The sequence below is a fragment of the Nocardia sp. NPDC127579 genome, assembly GCF_042672005.1.
GTDB lineage: Bacteria > Actinomycetota > Actinomycetes > Mycobacteriales > Mycobacteriaceae > Nocardia.
In genome coordinates this window covers 20070-34419 of record NZ_JBHXVZ010000003.1, presented here as the reverse complement: position 1 = coordinate 34419, position 14350 = coordinate 20070, and the positions used below count along the sequence as shown (strand labels likewise).

At 70.3% G+C, this 14350-nt stretch carries 15 protein-coding genes; all 15 read right to left on the bottom strand.

The window, feature by feature from the left end:
• Positions 1 to 12 precede the first annotated feature (12 nt).
• Positions 13 to 372, bottom strand: coding sequence for a hypothetical protein (locus ACFVMC_RS12460; protein ID WP_379209616.1), 360 nt, complete (start codon positions 370 to 372; stop codon positions 13 to 15).
• The gene (locus ACFVMC_RS12455) at positions 369 to 1091 is read right to left on the bottom strand and encodes a phage baseplate assembly protein V (protein WP_379209614.1); all 723 of its coding nucleotides are present in this window, start codon (positions 1089 to 1091) and stop codon (positions 369 to 371) included. Before ACFVMC_RS12455 ends, ACFVMC_RS12460 begins: the two co-directional genes overlap by 4 nt.
• A 9-nt stretch (positions 1092 to 1100) precedes the next feature.
• Positions 1101 to 2240 (bottom strand): hypothetical protein, encoded by a 1140-nt coding sequence (locus ACFVMC_RS12450; RefSeq protein WP_379209612.1) that lies wholly within the window; start codon positions 2238 to 2240, stop codon positions 1101 to 1103.
• The gene (locus tag ACFVMC_RS12445) at positions 2237 to 2551 is read right to left on the bottom strand and encodes a hypothetical protein (RefSeq protein ID WP_379209610.1); all 315 of its coding nucleotides are present in this window, start codon (positions 2549 to 2551) and stop codon (positions 2237 to 2239) included. Before ACFVMC_RS12445 ends, ACFVMC_RS12450 begins: the two co-directional genes overlap by 4 nt.
• 10 nt (positions 2552 to 2561) lie before the next feature.
• Positions 2562 to 3284 carry a hypothetical protein gene (locus tag ACFVMC_RS12440; RefSeq protein ID WP_379209608.1) on the bottom strand — a complete coding sequence of 241 codons (723 nt, stop codon included), beginning with the start codon at positions 3282 to 3284 and terminating at the stop codon, positions 2562 to 2564.
• A 14-nt stretch (positions 3285 to 3298) separates the two neighbouring features.
• Positions 3299 to 5143, bottom strand: coding sequence for a hypothetical protein (locus ACFVMC_RS12435; RefSeq protein WP_379209606.1), 1845 nt, complete (start codon positions 5141 to 5143; stop codon positions 3299 to 3301).
• A 3-nt stretch (positions 5144 to 5146) separates the two neighbouring features.
• On the bottom strand, positions 5147 to 6868 hold the full coding sequence (locus tag ACFVMC_RS12430) for a hypothetical protein (protein ID WP_379209604.1): 1722 nt from the start codon (positions 6866 to 6868) through the stop codon (positions 5147 to 5149).
• A 1-nt stretch (position 6869) separates the two neighbouring features.
• Complete coding sequence (locus tag ACFVMC_RS12425) at positions 6870 to 8609, bottom strand: hypothetical protein (RefSeq protein ID WP_379209602.1); 1740 nt, start codon at positions 8607 to 8609, stop codon at positions 6870 to 6872.
• 19 nt (positions 8610 to 8628) lie between these two features.
• The gene (locus tag ACFVMC_RS12420) at positions 8629 to 8799 is read right to left on the bottom strand and encodes a hypothetical protein (RefSeq protein ID WP_379209601.1); all 171 of its coding nucleotides are present in this window, start codon (positions 8797 to 8799) and stop codon (positions 8629 to 8631) included.
• A complete protein-coding gene (locus tag ACFVMC_RS12415) occupies positions 8796 to 9605 on the bottom strand; it encodes a hypothetical protein (protein WP_379209599.1) in 810 nt (269 codons plus the stop codon). Before ACFVMC_RS12415 ends, ACFVMC_RS12420 begins: the two co-directional genes overlap by 4 nt.
• A gap of 10 nt (positions 9606 to 9615) precedes the next feature.
• Entirely contained in the window at positions 9616 to 10092 is a 477-nt protein-coding gene (locus tag ACFVMC_RS12410; RefSeq protein ID WP_379209597.1) for a phage tail protein, read from the bottom strand.
• Between the two features lie 51 nt (positions 10093 to 10143).
• Positions 10144 to 12207, bottom strand: a complete 2064-nt coding sequence (locus tag ACFVMC_RS12405) for a phage tail sheath family protein (protein ID WP_379209595.1) — start codon at positions 12205 to 12207, stop codon at positions 10144 to 10146.
• A gap of 22 nt (positions 12208 to 12229) precedes the next feature.
• Complete coding sequence (locus ACFVMC_RS12400; RefSeq protein ID WP_379209593.1) at positions 12230 to 13231, bottom strand: hypothetical protein; 1002 nt, start codon at positions 13229 to 13231, stop codon at positions 12230 to 12232.
• Between the two features lie 76 nt (positions 13232 to 13307).
• Positions 13308 to 14072, bottom strand: a complete 765-nt coding sequence (locus ACFVMC_RS12395; RefSeq protein WP_379209591.1) for a BTAD domain-containing putative transcriptional regulator — start codon at positions 14070 to 14072, stop codon at positions 13308 to 13310.
• Between the two features lie 22 nt (positions 14073 to 14094).
• The gene (locus ACFVMC_RS12390; protein ID WP_379209589.1) at positions 14095 to 14283 is read right to left on the bottom strand and encodes a hypothetical protein; all 189 of its coding nucleotides are present in this window, start codon (positions 14281 to 14283) and stop codon (positions 14095 to 14097) included.
• Positions 14284 to 14350: the final 67 nt, after the last annotated feature.

Genomic DNA, 14350 nt, shown 5'->3' with positions numbered 1-14350 from the left:
GGCTCCTCGGGATCAATCCAGCGGACACGGCGGCAGTGCGGGCGGTTGCGGCAGCGCGGGAATGTCGGGCAGGGCGGGCAGACCCGGCACCGCGGGCACCGGCACCACAACCGTCGGCAACGGCGGCAACGCGACACCCGGCAGGCCGGGCAACGCCGGAACCGGCAGCGCGGGAATGTCCGGTAGCGCGGGCAGACCCGGCACCGCGGGCACCGGCACCACGACCGTCGGCAACGGCGGCAACGCGACACCCGGCAGATCCGGCAGCCGCGGAATCGGGACATCCGGAATATCGGGCAGCGCCGGCAGCCCGGGCACCGCCGGAATCGGCACCGAGATCGCCGGAAACGGCGGAAACGCGCATCTACTCATTTCACGACCACCGAACTGCTCAGGTGCACACCGGGAATCAGCTTGGGCAGCACCGCCAGCTGCGGTGACGGGCCGCCGGGCGGATGGACGTGACCGACGAGCAGGGTCCACAGCGCCTCCATGCCGCTACCCAGCACGGCGGTATCGGTGGCCCCGGCCCCGAGGGCGATCGAGGTCGCCTCCAGCACGACCTTCGCCGCCCGGATGTGCACCGTGTCGCCGGTGACATTGACGACCGCGCCCTCGGCGTTGATCACCCCGATTCCCTTCTCGCCCATGGCGATGAAGTTCCCGTGCCCCTCGGCGAGGGTCGCCGATTCGTTGGCGGCGTCCAGATGCAGATACGAACCGGCCGGACTGGACAACAGGACGCCGCCCTTCTCGTCGATCGAGATCAGCGCGTCACCGGTGTGCTTGATGAGCACGGTGTCGGCCGAAACCTTCGCCTGCGCATCGGGATTCAGCGCCACGGCGGTCCACAGGGGCGATTCGGGATTGCCTGCCTCGAATTCCACGAAGACTCCCGCACCCACCGGCGGCACCATGTACGTCCCGTACGGCAGGCAGGCCTCGGCGCTGACCCGGACCCCGGCCCCGAACACGTCGAGCACCTCGACCTCCAGCATTCCGCGATGCTGGGCGTCGGCATTGTCCAGCACCGTGGCGCGGTATTTGCCGTAGTAGCGTCCGACGTGGCGGCTGCTCTCCTCGATCAGCATCGCGCTCTCCTATCTCGTCGCCAGGAATTCGGTGGAATAGGCCGGGCCGGCGCCGGTGCGGCGGTAGTGGTGGCCGACCCGCCGCACATACCAGTCGCCGACCGCCCAGGGCGCGACGCCGGAGATATGGACCCGTGATTTCGCGCGGAGCGCCACGGTGCCCAGGGCGATCCCGCGCCCGTGGAACCCGAGTGCGGCCGTCGGGTCCTGGGCCGGACGCGCGGCGAGTTCGGCTGCGGTGCGGCCGGATTCGCCGCTGATCCGTTCGACGGGGCCGGCCAGCCGGGCGGTCGCGGCCGCCGCCAGCTCGCTCAGCGCCTCGAGTGCCGCGCCGCGGCGCGCTCCCAGTTCCGCGGCCCGGCCGGTATCGGGCGCGGGCAGCGGGGCTGGATCGGAGGCAGGCGGGGCGGGCGTGGTGCGCGCTGCGCCGGTCGCCGGGTCGGTGGTGGCGGCGACGCGGACCGGCGCCGCCAGCGCGGCGCTGCGCTCGTAACAGAATTCGAGCAGTGAGCCGCCGCCGCGCGCGAAGGTCAGCTCGCCGAGCGGCTCGGCCGCGATGATCTTCGTCAGCGGCGTGAAATAGAAGTTCGAGGTGTCGACCCCGTCGAATTCGCAGAAGGCCAGGCAGCCCTGGCGTCGCGCCTGGTCGAGGATGAATTCCCATTCGTTGACATTCGCCGGGCGGCTGGGCCGGCGGGTGTCGAGCGCGATATCGGTGCTCGGCTCGATCTGGAAGGGCCGCAGATCATTGGCCGGGCGGCCCACGACCCGGGTGAGCACCGAACTCAGCGTCTCCCCCGCCCGCCATTCGGCCGGATCGTAGGGGCGGGCGGCGAGCCGGTAGGTGAAGTCGAGCGCGGTCAGCTCGACCAGCTGCCGGCGCGGCGCCGCGAGCATGCGCGCCGCCATCACAACGCCTTCGAAGACAAAGGTGGGCATGCTGGTTTCGCCGAATCCGACGCGCACCTCGAGCCCTTCGAAGGAGGCGTCGGCCAGCACTCCGGTGCTGTCGTCGAGGCGGATGACGGCCTGATCGGTGATCCGGTCGTCGTCCTCGACGGTCACCGCGACCAGGGGCGCGCTGATATCGCGCCAGTCGCTCCCGTCGGCGCTGACCAGGACCCTCGCCGTCGCCGCGCTACCAGTCATCGGAACACTCGCGTCCGGTCGGCCCGGTCGGGCAGTTCACCGACCGGAATATCGAGAATGTCGCCCGCGCGCAGATCCAGCGGGAAACACACCGGGTTGCGATCGGCCACCGCCCACCATGCCGCGCTGTTGCGCAGATAGCGCCAGGCCAGATACTCCAGGTCCTCGACACCACCGAGCCGATGCCGGTAGCCGGCGGTGTCGGCTGCCGGGGTGCGGCGGATGGGCAGCGTCGCGTGCACCGCGCCGTCGGCGCCGGTGGCCGCGTAGGCGCTCAGCTGCCGGTAGCGGGAATTGATCGAGACTGCCATGGCTTTCCTTTCACAGGTCGAACACGTCCTGCGCCAGCGCGAAACCTGGAATCTGTTGCAGGACGTCCTCTTTGTCGAGGCGACCGCCGCCGAGGGCGCGCACGGCGTTGATGTTGCGCAGGATCATGTCGCCGATGGTCGAGAGCGAACGCGGCTGCTCGGTCAGGGTGAGGCTGATCTCCGCGCGGTCGGCGGTGAGGTCGGGCGCGAACCTGGTGATCTTGATGTTCAGATCGGTCATCACGCACTCGAGCGCGATATCGCCGAGCTTGAGCTGACAGGTCGGCGGATACTTCCACTCCGGCGAGCGAAACAACCGCGGCAATTCCACCGACGGATTCATGAATGATCGGAGCACCGCGAGATCCAGTTCGATATCGCGCGGCTTGGGCGGATTGCTCGCGACATCGCCCTCGTCGGGTTTGCCGTGGGTATCGATCGCGAACTCCAGCGCGAAGGTGCGCGCCTTGCCGGCCTTCGCGACCTGCGCCGGCGTGGCCGTGAGCAGCGTGCCCAGTTCCAGCACGTCGTCGAAGGCGCCCCCGGCCATGGCGAACTGCTTGGCATCGCCGGTCTTGTCCTTCCCGGCGGCATAGCTCTTGTCGAAACCCCAGTCGCCCCGCTCCTGGGAATCCTCGTAGGTGAACGACTTCTTCTCCGAGAGGATTTCCGGGTGATACTGGAATTTGAAGATCAGCGGCGGCAGGTTGAGCACGTTCGCCAGATAACCCATGCGCATGACTCCTCCTAGCCGACCTGGGGAACATAGGGCCGGGGCTGGAGCCGGGTGCCCCGGATGGCGTCGAAACGGTCTCGCCCCGCGATCCGGTCCCGGATGTCCTCGCCCGCCGGCGTGGACTCCTCCGGCCGCCAGAACGATTGCGGCGGCGGCGCTTCCGGCGCCACCGCGGGCGCGATATCGATGACGACCTCATCGATCCGCACCACCGCGGCGGGCGCACCGAGCTGCGGCTGCTTCGCGAAGTTCGGTCCGGCCTGCGGCGTGCCGAAGTAGGTCGAGGCCCGGTCGAGCAGCCGGCCCAGTCCCCCGTCGACCAGCCATCTGCCGTACGCCTCGGCGATCGGCGCGAACGCGGTCGGTGCCGCCGGGATCGCCGGCAGGAGGTCCTCGGCCGTCTTGTCCGCTCGGCTACCGAGCTTGGTCAGCCGGTTCGCCAGCGTGCGATCCGAGCGTTCGACCTCCTCGAGCGCCGCCTTGTCCAGGCTCTCCGAGAAGGTGGTGAGCCCCGCGCGTAGCGCGGCGGTCGGCTTGCTCACCAGATCGGCTCCGGCATCGCCGATCTGCTTGGCCGCGGCCTTGGCCTCGGTTCCGGCGGTCGCCATGATCTCGGCCAGATCCGGCGGCACCGGCGGGAGCGTCAGCGGTGGACGGGCGGCGTCCCCGGAATCCGGCTTCGCCGCGCCTTTGCCGGACGCGCCGTCGGCTTTGTCCTTGGCGGCCAGTCCGCTCAGGATCGGAATCAGATCCACCACCTGCGCCAGCAGCCGGAACACCCGCAGCGCACCGATATCGCGCAGGATCTTGTCCACCGCCGGAACCAGCCAGTTCAGTAGAGCGTTCGCGGTCTGGACGACCGCGCCGCCGACCACACCCACCAATCGCAGTGCGCCCTCCAGCAATCCGCCGATCGCGGTGAACACCGCGCCGAGCGCCTCGGTGATCGTCGCGGACAGGGCGCGCACCGCCAGGGCGGCCACCCGCACGATCATGGCCAGTGTCTCGAGCGCGAGCACCACGACGGCCCCGCGCAGCACCAGCACGTTGCGGACCGCGAAGCGCAGGGTGTCGGCAATGGCGTTGCGCAGCTGCGGAAGCCGGTCCAGCAACCAGGACAGCGCCGCGATCGCGGTCGGAACCACGACGAGCAGGCCGCCGGCCAACCGGGTCGCGGCGTCGAAGGCGACGGTCAGCGAGTCCGCGAGCCCACGCCAGCGCTCGGCGTCCGACGGGGCGGGCCCGGGTGCGGGCGCGTCGCCGGAAGCCGCCGCGGGGCGGGCGAATTCGCCGTTGGCGGCGCGCAGCAGCGCGGTGAGCGCCTCGAACCGGCCCTGCACCGACTTCAGCATGGTCACCAGGTCGATCGGGGTCTGCGCGGGCGTGGGGGCCGTGCCCGGTGCCGCGAGGGCGGAACCGGTCGCCGCCGCCGGGGCCACCGGGGCCGAATTCACCGGTGCCGCGGCGCGCCCCAGGCCGAGCCGGGCGATGATGCGCTCGACGCGCTCGACGATCCGTTCGATGGTCGCCATCGAGGTGGCCAGCCACCACGATCCGGCCGTGCCCCCGACGACGCCGCCGAACAGATTCCCGACGAAACTGCCCACGCCGCCCAGCAATCCGGCGAACGCGTCACCGAATCCGCGAGCGGGGTCCAGATCCGAGAGATTGACGACGTACACCCGCAGCGCGCCGTCCTGCAGCGGCGGTGCGCCGAATCCACCTGCGCCGGAACCGAATACCGTCATGGCCGAGAGGGTGTAGCGGGTGGTGCTCCGCTCGATGTCCTCCAGCGCGCGACGGGCGTATCGGGTCTGGGTGAGCAACAGGCCCAGGGCGGTGATCACGTCGTCCACGACTCACCTCCCGATCCGCGCCCGATAGGACGCACGCACCGTGGCGGCGAATTCGTCGGCGAGGGTGTCGAGCACGTCACCGGTCACCGGGCCGCCCACCCGCACCAGCATCCGCGGCACCACCACCCGGGGCAGCGGGCGGCGGGCGAGCACATGCGGCGAGGTGGGCGTCGGACGCCCGGGGCCGGGACCGGCGGGTTCCGGTTCGACGAGATAGCGCGCGTGCCAGCGCTGCGCGGTGTGCCGCGCGAAGCCGTCCATGGCCGCCGCCAGCGTCGCCACGCCCCCGGCCACGAGCCACGATTCCACTCCGACGGCGAGCGGATCACGCTGTGCCGGTTCGGGTTCCGACGGCAGCAGGGTGTCGGCGAGTTCGCCGTAGTCCAGCGCCAGGCGGGCGTCCAGCCGGGTATCGGCCGCCAACGGGCCGAACTGATCCGCGGTCGCCGCCAGCCGGTCCGCGATTCCGGTGAACCCGGTGCTCAGTGCCACTCGCACGTCGGTGCTGGTCGCCGCCAGCACCTCGGCGACATTCCGGCGGACCTCGGGTCCGAACAGCGTCCCACCCCAGGTCGGCGTTGTCAGGTGGAAGTGCAGCGGCGGCGCTTCCGGCTCGACCGCGCGGGTCTCGAACGGCCCGGTCGGTGGCACCCAGCGGTCGAGTCCGACGAGTTCGAGCAGTCCGGCCACGAAACGCACCCACGCCACCAGGACGTGCAGGAAGTGTGCCAGTTGGGCAACGAAATCCCGGACGGCCGTGCCGAGCGCCGTACCGAAGCCGACGACGAATCGGGACAGCCCGCGCACCAGGGCGCCGACCATACGCTCGAGGCCGCGGAACAGCCGCAGCAGCCATGATCCGGTCGACCGCAGTCCGGCGAACACCGCGCGATAGGCGCCCGCGAGCGTGCGGCGAACGTAGCGCTCGGCCGATTCGAGCAGGTCCAGCACGAGCAGGTGCGCACGAATATCCAAGGCCGCCAGCAGGATCGCAACCAGCCGCGGCAGCGCGAGCGCGATGAGCCCGGCCGCGAGCACGATCTGTTCCGCCTCGTCGCCGAGGGGCGCGGCGGCGGGCGGCGCGCCGATCGCGGCGGCACCGGCAGCTGCGACGGCGCCTGCGCCGGCTCCACCCACGGCTCCGGCCGCGATGCCTGCCGCGGTGGCGAGTGAAAGCGATTGCGGCACACTCGGTTCGGCCGAGACGATCGCGGCTGCCCGCAACACGGTGGCGACCCCCCGGTCCAGGTCGCCGTCGGGCTCGCTTGCCCGCACCAGACCGCCGTAGAGCGCCGCCGTCACCCCGACCAGATCGAGTACGGTGCGCGCGCCGGGATCGAAGTCCGCCGGCATCGGCCGGTCGAAGCGCGTGATCGAGGCGTCGATCGCGGCCAGCAGTTCGTCCGCGGCCGCCACCAGGTCGGGTACTCCCTGCGCCGCGCTCCACCACCGGGACCATCCGGTCTCGACCTGCGCGCCGAAGGCGGCGAACCCGACGAAGGACACCGGATCCGGCTCGGCTGCGGCCGGAACCATCAGGACGGCCGGCGCGGTGCCCTCGAACGCCAGGATCGGTAGTTCACGCGTAGCGATGGCGGCGGCACGCACCGCGATACCGCGCCGGGCGATCGAGCCGCCCAGTCCCTCCGCGGCCGCCGACGCCAGCTTGTCCTGCCGGATCAAGGCGGCGAAGCGAATCGCGATGGCGGCGAAGTCGAGTGGCATCTCACTGCCCTCCGGCCGGGACGGACACCGCGTAGGACCGCGCGCGCAGCCGCCGGATCAGCTCGTCGCGCAGCGACCGTGCGTCGGCCGGCGTGCGTCCCGGGGCGCGCAGCCGCAGGGTGCCGATCTCCGGGCGCACCGGAATCGGCGCATCGGGTCGCCGCACCGGCAGCGCTCGCTCGGCGGTCGGCGACTCGGCCGTGCCGTACACGAACCGAGCCATTCCCTGCGCCGCGGTCGTCAGCTGCGGTGCGTACCGATTCCACAGTCCCGGAGTCAGATACGTGCCGATCAATGGCATGAGCAGGGCGATGAGCTCGTTCACCCGCATGCGTTCGGCCGCGAGCCGCGCACGCAGACCCACGCGCTGCGGTGCGAAGATGCTGCGGCGGTCCGCCATGCCCGCCAACGCGAGCACACCGCGCACCTGCCACACCAGCGACGGCCGGACCGGGCCGGGCGGCACGATCGCGCCTGCCCGCTCCAGGGCCTGCATCGTCAGCGCCGGCCCGGCCGGACGTGGCGTACGGTCGAGGATCTTGCCCACGTCGGGGAAGTCCAGGGGCGGTAGCAGCAGCTCACGCCAGGTCGGATGGGTCGGCGGGGGTTCCCCGGCCTTGTCGGCCATGGCGGCGGCCAGCGCGGTGATCATCCGGACCGTCGGGTTCGATCGGAACGTATCGACCAGGTAGGTGACGACCGCACCCAGATAGTCACCGATCAGGCCGGGCAGCCGCCCGGCGTGGCGCTCCACGGTGTCCATCGCCAGCTCGAGGCCCTGCCCGATGACATCCCTCACGGCGACGACCGACTCCTGGACCGGGGTCGCGAGATCGCGCAGCGCTCGGATCGGCGACCAGTCGCCGGTGCGAAACCGGGTCAGCGCCCGGCCCGCCGAGTCGAGGACGGCGGTGAGCGCGGCCGTGGTCGTGGCCAGCGCGGCCCGCGTCCCGGCGATCATGCGCGCCGCCGGGATGAGCTGCGGCACCACCCGGGTCACGACGAAAGCGACCGCGCCCAGCAGTTGCGCGGCCACCGCGCCCATCCGATCGCCGAAGCGCAGCAGCGCCGCCAGCAGCGGATTGCGCACGGCCGCACGGGGTCCGGTCAGCAGCCGCAACAGCGCCGTCGTAGCGATCATGGTCGCGGCCACCGCACTCGCCGCGGCGAGTCCGGCATCGATCTGCTCGCGCAGCAGCACGAAGGCTCCCAGCGCCCCCGCCGCCCCGAGCGCGGCGCTCGCGCCGAACGCGGTCGCACCGATCCTGGCCAGCGCGCCGAGATCGGTCACCCCGAACGGCGACAACACCGTCGCGGTGGCGAAGGCCAGGGCCAGCAGTTGCAGCGCGCCGAACAGCACGGTGACGATTCCGAGCCGGCCATTGCGGAACAGGAGCTTCCAGCCGGTGATCTGCCCGCCGGGGCTGAGCAGCAGCCCGCCGAGCATGCCCGCCAGCGCCGCCACCGGCTGCACGACCGCGCCCGCACCCGGGGCCGGCACGCCGGCGCCGCTCAGCAGCCGCGCCAGGATCTCGGCGCGATTGCCGATCACGATCCGGACCCGGGCCTGAGTGCGCGGCACCGCACGGCCGAACCAGGCGGACAGGAACGCCCCGCGTCCGCGCTGGATCAGCACCGCCTCGGCGCGCAGCATATCCGCCCACGGCAGCAGGGCTTTCGCCGCCGCCAGCGGGGTCGACAGGAGCACCGACGGCGTGTCCAGCAGCAGTGCGATCGGCACCGTCGTCACCTCCTTCGCTTCAGCCGTGCTGTGCGGCCTCGATGCGGGCGTTCTCCTGTTCGATCTGCTCGACCAGCAGCCGCACGAAGTCATGGCGTTCCCCGACCGCCATATCCATCAGGTCCGGGTAGGACCAGTGCAGGTGATAGGCAAGGAAGAACACCTCCCGGCGCAGTTGCTCCGCGCTCACTCCGGAGCTAAAAAATTCGTCATGTCCAGGCTCGCCCGGATCTCGTGACCGCAAGCCGGGCAATCCAATTCACGCACCAGATCGATGCCGGGCGCGGCCTCGTTGAACGCCTTGTCGATCAGCCGCCGGTCACCGAGGGTGAGATCGGCGAAGATCTTGGTGCCGAGCGCCTCCATCCGATGGGCGGGCATCTCGCCCAGCCCGCGCAGGCATCGGGCCAGCAGCGCGTTCTTGCCGAGCGAGGCGTTCTTGCGCATCTGCGGCGCCGCCGCGGACTCGTCCTCGCCCCGGGCCAGCCGCAGCGTCATCGCGGTGTGCACCGAGCCGTCCTGGTCGAGATAGCCGTCGCGCAACTCGACGTGGATGTCCTCGGGCAGTTCACCCTCGCCGAGCATCCGGGTCGGCAGATCGTCGAGATGCTCGACCGTCTCGAACCGTTCCCCGCAGGCCGCACAGGTGTAGTTCGCGGCCAGTTCGTCGCCGAAGGTCAACGAGCGCAGGGAAATCAGCAGATAGTTGCGGTCCACCGAGTAGAGCGCGTCGATATCGCGGCGGCCGAAACTCGGCAGGTCACCCAGGCGCACGATGCAGCTGGCCAGCAACGCGGTGACCAGGCGGCCACCGTTGCGCTGGTTGGCCGGATCGGCCAGCAGCGCCTCGTCGCGCCCGGTCATCTTGCGCAGGACGATCCTGCGGTGCACCTGGCCGTGTTCGTCGCAGAAGCCCACGGGCAGGCGAAGTTCCACCTCCCGGCCGCCGCGCGGCGGTTGGGCGGTCACCACCGGCGGGGTATCCATCATCGTCATCGGGCTCTCCTCAGCTCTTCGGGCTCCACTCGAGACCTTCGTGCTCGAGCACGATGGTCTGCAGCATCAAATTGGTCGATCCCGCCTCGAGATCACTGAATTTCGACGACTTCACCCAGGCGAGCCGGAACAGGAAGCGGCCCACCTCCTCGCCGTTGTGGTTCTTGATGATCGCGCCGTTGCGCCGCTTGCCCGATCCGCCCTGGCGCAGCGCGTCCAGGTCGAAGGTGTCACGGAACCACTGCCGGAACTTCGCGTCGTCGTCACTACCGTCGACGCGGCGCTCGATGGTCAGCGGCTCGAATTTCACCTTCGCCGCCGACAGCCGATACACGTGCCCGGTCCGCCCGTCGGGCTGTTCGGTGGTCTCCACCTCGCCCTCGCTCAGTCCGGACACCTTGCTCAATCGCGGGCTCCAGGTGCCGTCGACTTCCATATAGAATTCGCCGGCTCGGTAGCCCTCCCAGAAATCGCCGACCTGTGGCATCGAAACTCCTTGGTTATGTGACGAATACGGTTCTGGTGCACGACATTCGCGCTAGCCTTCCGATACGGTGGCGCCGCTGGCCTGCTGGCCGACCCGGACCACGATGGTCTCGGCGGGACGCGAGGGATAGAAGTACACCTCCACCGTCAACAACCCCTGCTCCACCTGATCGGGTGGATTGTTGGTGGCGTCGACGATGACGGTGAAGGTCTGCGCTGCCGTCCCGGTGCCGAAGGCGCCCTGCCGCCACAGCCCGAGCAGGAACGGGGTGATGGTCGTGTACTTCACCGAGGTCCACAGCGCGTCGCGGTTGGGTTCCTGCCGCGCCCACCGCAATCCGTCGCGCAGACTGGATTTCACGTAGTTGAACAGCAGCCGCACGTTCACATACCGCCAACGCGGATCACCGCTGGTGGTGCGGGAGGCATCGATCACGATCCCGGCGCGCGGCACCATCCGAATGCCGTTGACCGAGCCGTTCACCACGAGATTCGTGTGATCGGCCGCCGACAACCGAGATTCGACGTCGAGCGCGCCGCGCAGGCTCGCCTCGTCGCCCGCGGGCGCCTTCCAGATCCCGCGGGTGGTCTCGGTACGCGCGTACACGCCCATGACGTGGCCGGTGGGCGGGATGGTGATCAGCGGATTGTCACCCACCCCGGCCGGGTCCGGCACCACGATCCACGGACCGTACAGTGCCGCATACCCTTTCGTGGACGACAGCTTCTGGCCGTAGCCCACGGCCGCGTCCACGTCCAGACCGCCCGGTACCGCGCCGACGAACATCACATCGCCGCGCTTCTCGCAGTAGCCGATCGCCTGGCGCGCCGCCGAGATCTCGGTGCGTTCGCAGCACAGCAATTGGATGTCGACCGGGTCGAACGCGGTCAGCCCGGCATTGAAGTGGGTCACCGTGGGTGTCGTGTCGGCGCCGCCGGTCAATGCCGTCCACGCGGTCTCGATCGGCCGCTTGGTCGCGCCCGCCTGCGCCGCGACCCGAACGAACCGGGACCCGGACACCGGGTTGTTGATCACGCGGGCCACGTGATTGCCGAGGCTCTCCTGCATCGACAGTCCCCGATGGGTTTCCACCACGTGCTCCTCGTCGCCCTTGTCCTTGGCGATCTGCACGTCGAACACCGAGGTGCCCACGACGACCTTGCGGACGTCGTTGAAGGCGGCGATATTGGCCAGATCGGGGCTCCACTTCACCTCGCCGGTCGCCTGATCCAGAAACGTGATCCGCGCGCTGCCGTTGTTCGTGCCGTCGGAGATGTCGATCAGATCGCCGACCGCGAAGCCGGCGGGATCGGCCAAGGTCGTGGTGTTCTTGGCGAAGGCCGCGACCTGGCCGAGCTGCGGGGTCGTCGCCGGAGCGGCGAAACCCAGCGAGCTGTTCGCGGCCACCACCTTCAGGCTGGTGAATCCGGACCCCTGCGCCGCCTTTTCGCCGGTGGAGGTCAGCACCAGTTTCGTCCCGTCCAGGCTTACCTCGACCGCATCGGTCTTGCCGTTGAGAATGCCTGCCAGCTCGGCCGCCGTCACCTGGGCCGGATTGCCGAAATCGCCCAGCTGGAAGGTTATCTCGACCGGCGCGCCGTCCACCTCGAGTTTCAGCGCCGGCGCGGCCGACATGTCGAACGGCTCGGTCAAGGCGGTGCCGGTGAGCTTCGCCGGAGTGGTCTCGCGCACCCGGCTGGTCCGCGACGAACCGTAGGCGACCCGCACGAACAGCCGCCGGGCCCAGGCGCCCGGATCGGACTGCCCACGAAATCCGCCCTCGACGGTGAGCACGATCGGATCGTTGCCGGCCTGCCCGGACTTGATCGACAGTTTCGCCGGCGTCGTCCCGACCGGGTCGACGATCCGATTGACGTAGGCGGTCTGACCGCCGTTGTCGAAGAATCCCTTCACCAGGTAGGCGCCCACGCTGCCGGTCCGGTAGCCGCCGAACCGCTCGACGAATTGCGCGAAGCTGGTCACCCGGGTGGGCTGGCCCGGCACGCCGCGGTCGGTGGTCACACTCAGCCCCGCGACCGACACGGCGGCCCCGGTCACCGACGGCGCGGTCGCGCCGTCCACCTCGACGACATTCACCCCGATATCGAAACCCATTGTCCGACTCCTTCTTTCACGCTCATGCCGAGATGTCGAGCAGGTCGTCGACGAGGTCGACGCGCTGCACGGGAACGACCGGCGCGAGCGCCGCCGCCGGGGTACGCACCCCGATCCGGTACAGCAGCGCCGGCACCTCGCCGATCCGGTCGCCGCCCGGCGCACCGAGTAATTCGATCGCGGCGCGCTCGCCCTCGATCGACAGCTCGCCGGCGGCGGGCAGCCGGGACAGCACTGTCTCCAGCAACTGCGCCTGGGTCGCGCGGTCGGCGGCGATCACACGCACCGCGTAGTCGAGATCCAGCGGTGTCCCGGCGCGGTATTCGCGGTAGCCGGCCGCGGTGAAGTCGCGGCGAACCGGGCGGTCGATCGCTCGCGCCGGCGCGAAGCGGATATCGAACTGCTCGATATCGATCGCCGGAGGTGCCGGAATCGGTTGTGCCGGAGTCCGAATCGCGACCGGAACGGCGGCGTTGCCGAGCCGTACCGTGCCCAGGCGCGCCAGCAGCGCCGCGTCCGCGTCGGCCAGCGGCCGGGGGCGCACGGCTACCAGGTCATCCAGATGGATCGCGAACGGCCCTGCCACGCACCGCAATCGGATGCCGTCGACGCTCGTCGAGATCGTCGCGGGCAGATCGGCCAGGCTCATCGCGACCACCGTCCAGCCGGTGCGGCGCGGCACCGGGATCAGCCGCCGCCACGCATTGGCGGCCGCCTCGAATCCGACCGCGGCCGAGGCCAGCCCCACCTCCAGCAGGAACTCCCCCGGCGGCGCGGCCGTCACCGCCAGCGACAGCCGCAGCTCACCGCACGCCGAGATGTCGGTGGCCGGGATCGCGCGCTGGAAACGGTGGCCGGAGGCGTCCGGGCTCGCGGTGAGGCGGGCGCTCACGCCGTCGGCGCCCCAGCCCATGTGCCGCGGATCGGAGGTCATGGTCAGCTCGGCCGACCCACTCACCCCGTCGGCCGCCAGCGCGCGCCACGCCGTCCCATCGTTCATGGCGTCCAGCACCAGCGCGGTCATCGCGTCGGTCCCACGACCATGGTGTTCATAGCGACGACAATGACAGCGCGAGTGTCACACCCGCGTCACCGTCGCATCACCGCGCAGGCCGCCCCGGAAAGGCGGGGCAGGCGACGAGTTCGGCCAGCGCCGAGGACGGCTCCACGCCGAGTTCGGCCCGCACCACACGGCGATACAGCTCGAACGCGCGGCGGGCCTCGCCGAGATTGCACTCGGCCAGATGGGCTTCGATGAGCACCCGCTGCGCGCTCTCGCGCAGCGGGTCGGCGGCCACCGCCATCATCGCCGCCTCCACGCTCTCCGCTGACCGGCCGGCCTCGCGCAGCCGCCGCGACAGCTGTTCGGTCGCGTGTAACACCCGCTGCCGCAATCGTTCCCGCGCGATGATCACCCAGTCGTCGTACCAGCCGGGCAGCAGATCCAGGGCATCCTCGAGCCACGGCATCAGCACCAGATCCGCGGCGGTGTAGCTGCCGTCGATGAGCCGGCGCGCCCATTCGCCCGCCAGCCGGGCATCCACCAGCACCGGCTCGCGCACCGACAGCACCGAGCTGTCACAGGCCATGATGTCCACCCCGGCCCCGCGCAAGCGCCACAGCGCGGAGCGCAGATTGCCGGCGGCGCGCTGATCGTCACCGTCGGGCCACAATCGTCCCGCCGCGAAATGCCGATCGACACTGGGATGGTGCAGTGCGGTCAGCACGACGACACGTCGGCTGCCGACCGGAATCTCACGGCGTTCACCCCCGACGGTGACGTAGGGACCGTGAAACAGATGTAGCCCCAGGGAAACCGGCGAGTCCCCCGTCCAGGCCGCAGTGGGTGGTGCGGATGTTCTCATCTCAACTCATAAACTCGGCCCGTCAGCTGATGGCGCAATCGTGTAAGAACCCACGCACCGCTTCGACCGCACCGTCGATATCGTTGAACCGTCGCGTCCGTCCGATCCGAGGATCGCTGCCGGCCAGGTCGGTCACAACGGTGACCAGTACATCCCCGGTCTGCGCCTCCGCGCGAACTATGCACAGGCCGACCGGACCCATCGATAGCATATCCGTCAGAGTGAACGTCGAGCGTCACCGTTGCGTTACCGGTTCCGCCGAGATCACGACCCGCCCG

Bases quoted from the DNA above. Each gene is read 5' to 3' on its own strand.
- ACFVMC_RS12455 (WP_379209614.1), bottom strand. From the start codon at position 1,091: ATGCTGATCGAGGAGAGCAGCCGCCACGTCGGACGCTACTACGGCAAA.
- ACFVMC_RS12395 (WP_379209591.1), bottom strand. From the start codon at position 14,072: ATGAGAACATCCGCACCACCCACTGCGGCCTGGACGGGGGACTCGCCG.
- ACFVMC_RS12415 (WP_379209599.1), bottom strand. From the start codon at position 9,605: ATGACGATGATGGATACCCCGCCGGTGGTGACCGCCCAACCGCCGCGC.
- ACFVMC_RS12400 (WP_379209593.1), bottom strand. From the start codon at position 13,231: ATGACCGCGCTGGTGCTGGACGCCATGAACGATGGGACGGCGTGGCGC.
- ACFVMC_RS12440 (WP_379209608.1), bottom strand. From the start codon at position 3,284: ATGGGTTATCTGGCGAACGTGCTCAACCTGCCGCCGCTGATCTTCAAA.
- ACFVMC_RS12390 (WP_379209589.1), bottom strand. From the start codon at position 14,283: ATGCTATCGATGGGTCCGGTCGGCCTGTGCATAGTTCGCGCGGAGGCG.
- ACFVMC_RS12460 (WP_379209616.1), bottom strand. From the start codon at position 372: ATGAGTAGATGCGCGTTTCCGCCGTTTCCGGCGATCTCGGTGCCGATT.
- ACFVMC_RS12410 (WP_379209597.1), bottom strand. From the start codon at position 10,092: ATGCCACAGGTCGGCGATTTCTGGGAGGGCTACCGAGCCGGCGAATTC.
- ACFVMC_RS12405 (WP_379209595.1), bottom strand. From the start codon at position 12,207: ATGGGTTTCGATATCGGGGTGAATGTCGTCGAGGTGGACGGCGCGACC.
- ACFVMC_RS12445 (WP_379209610.1), bottom strand. From the start codon at position 2,551: ATGGCAGTCTCGATCAATTCCCGCTACCGGCAGCTGAGCGCCTACGCG.
- ACFVMC_RS12450 (WP_379209612.1), bottom strand. From the start codon at position 2,240: ATGACTGGTAGCGCGGCGACGGCGAGGGTCCTGGTCAGCGCCGACGGG.
- ACFVMC_RS12430 (WP_379209604.1), bottom strand. From the start codon at position 6,868: ATGCCACTCGACTTCGCCGCCATCGCGATTCGCTTCGCCGCCTTGATC.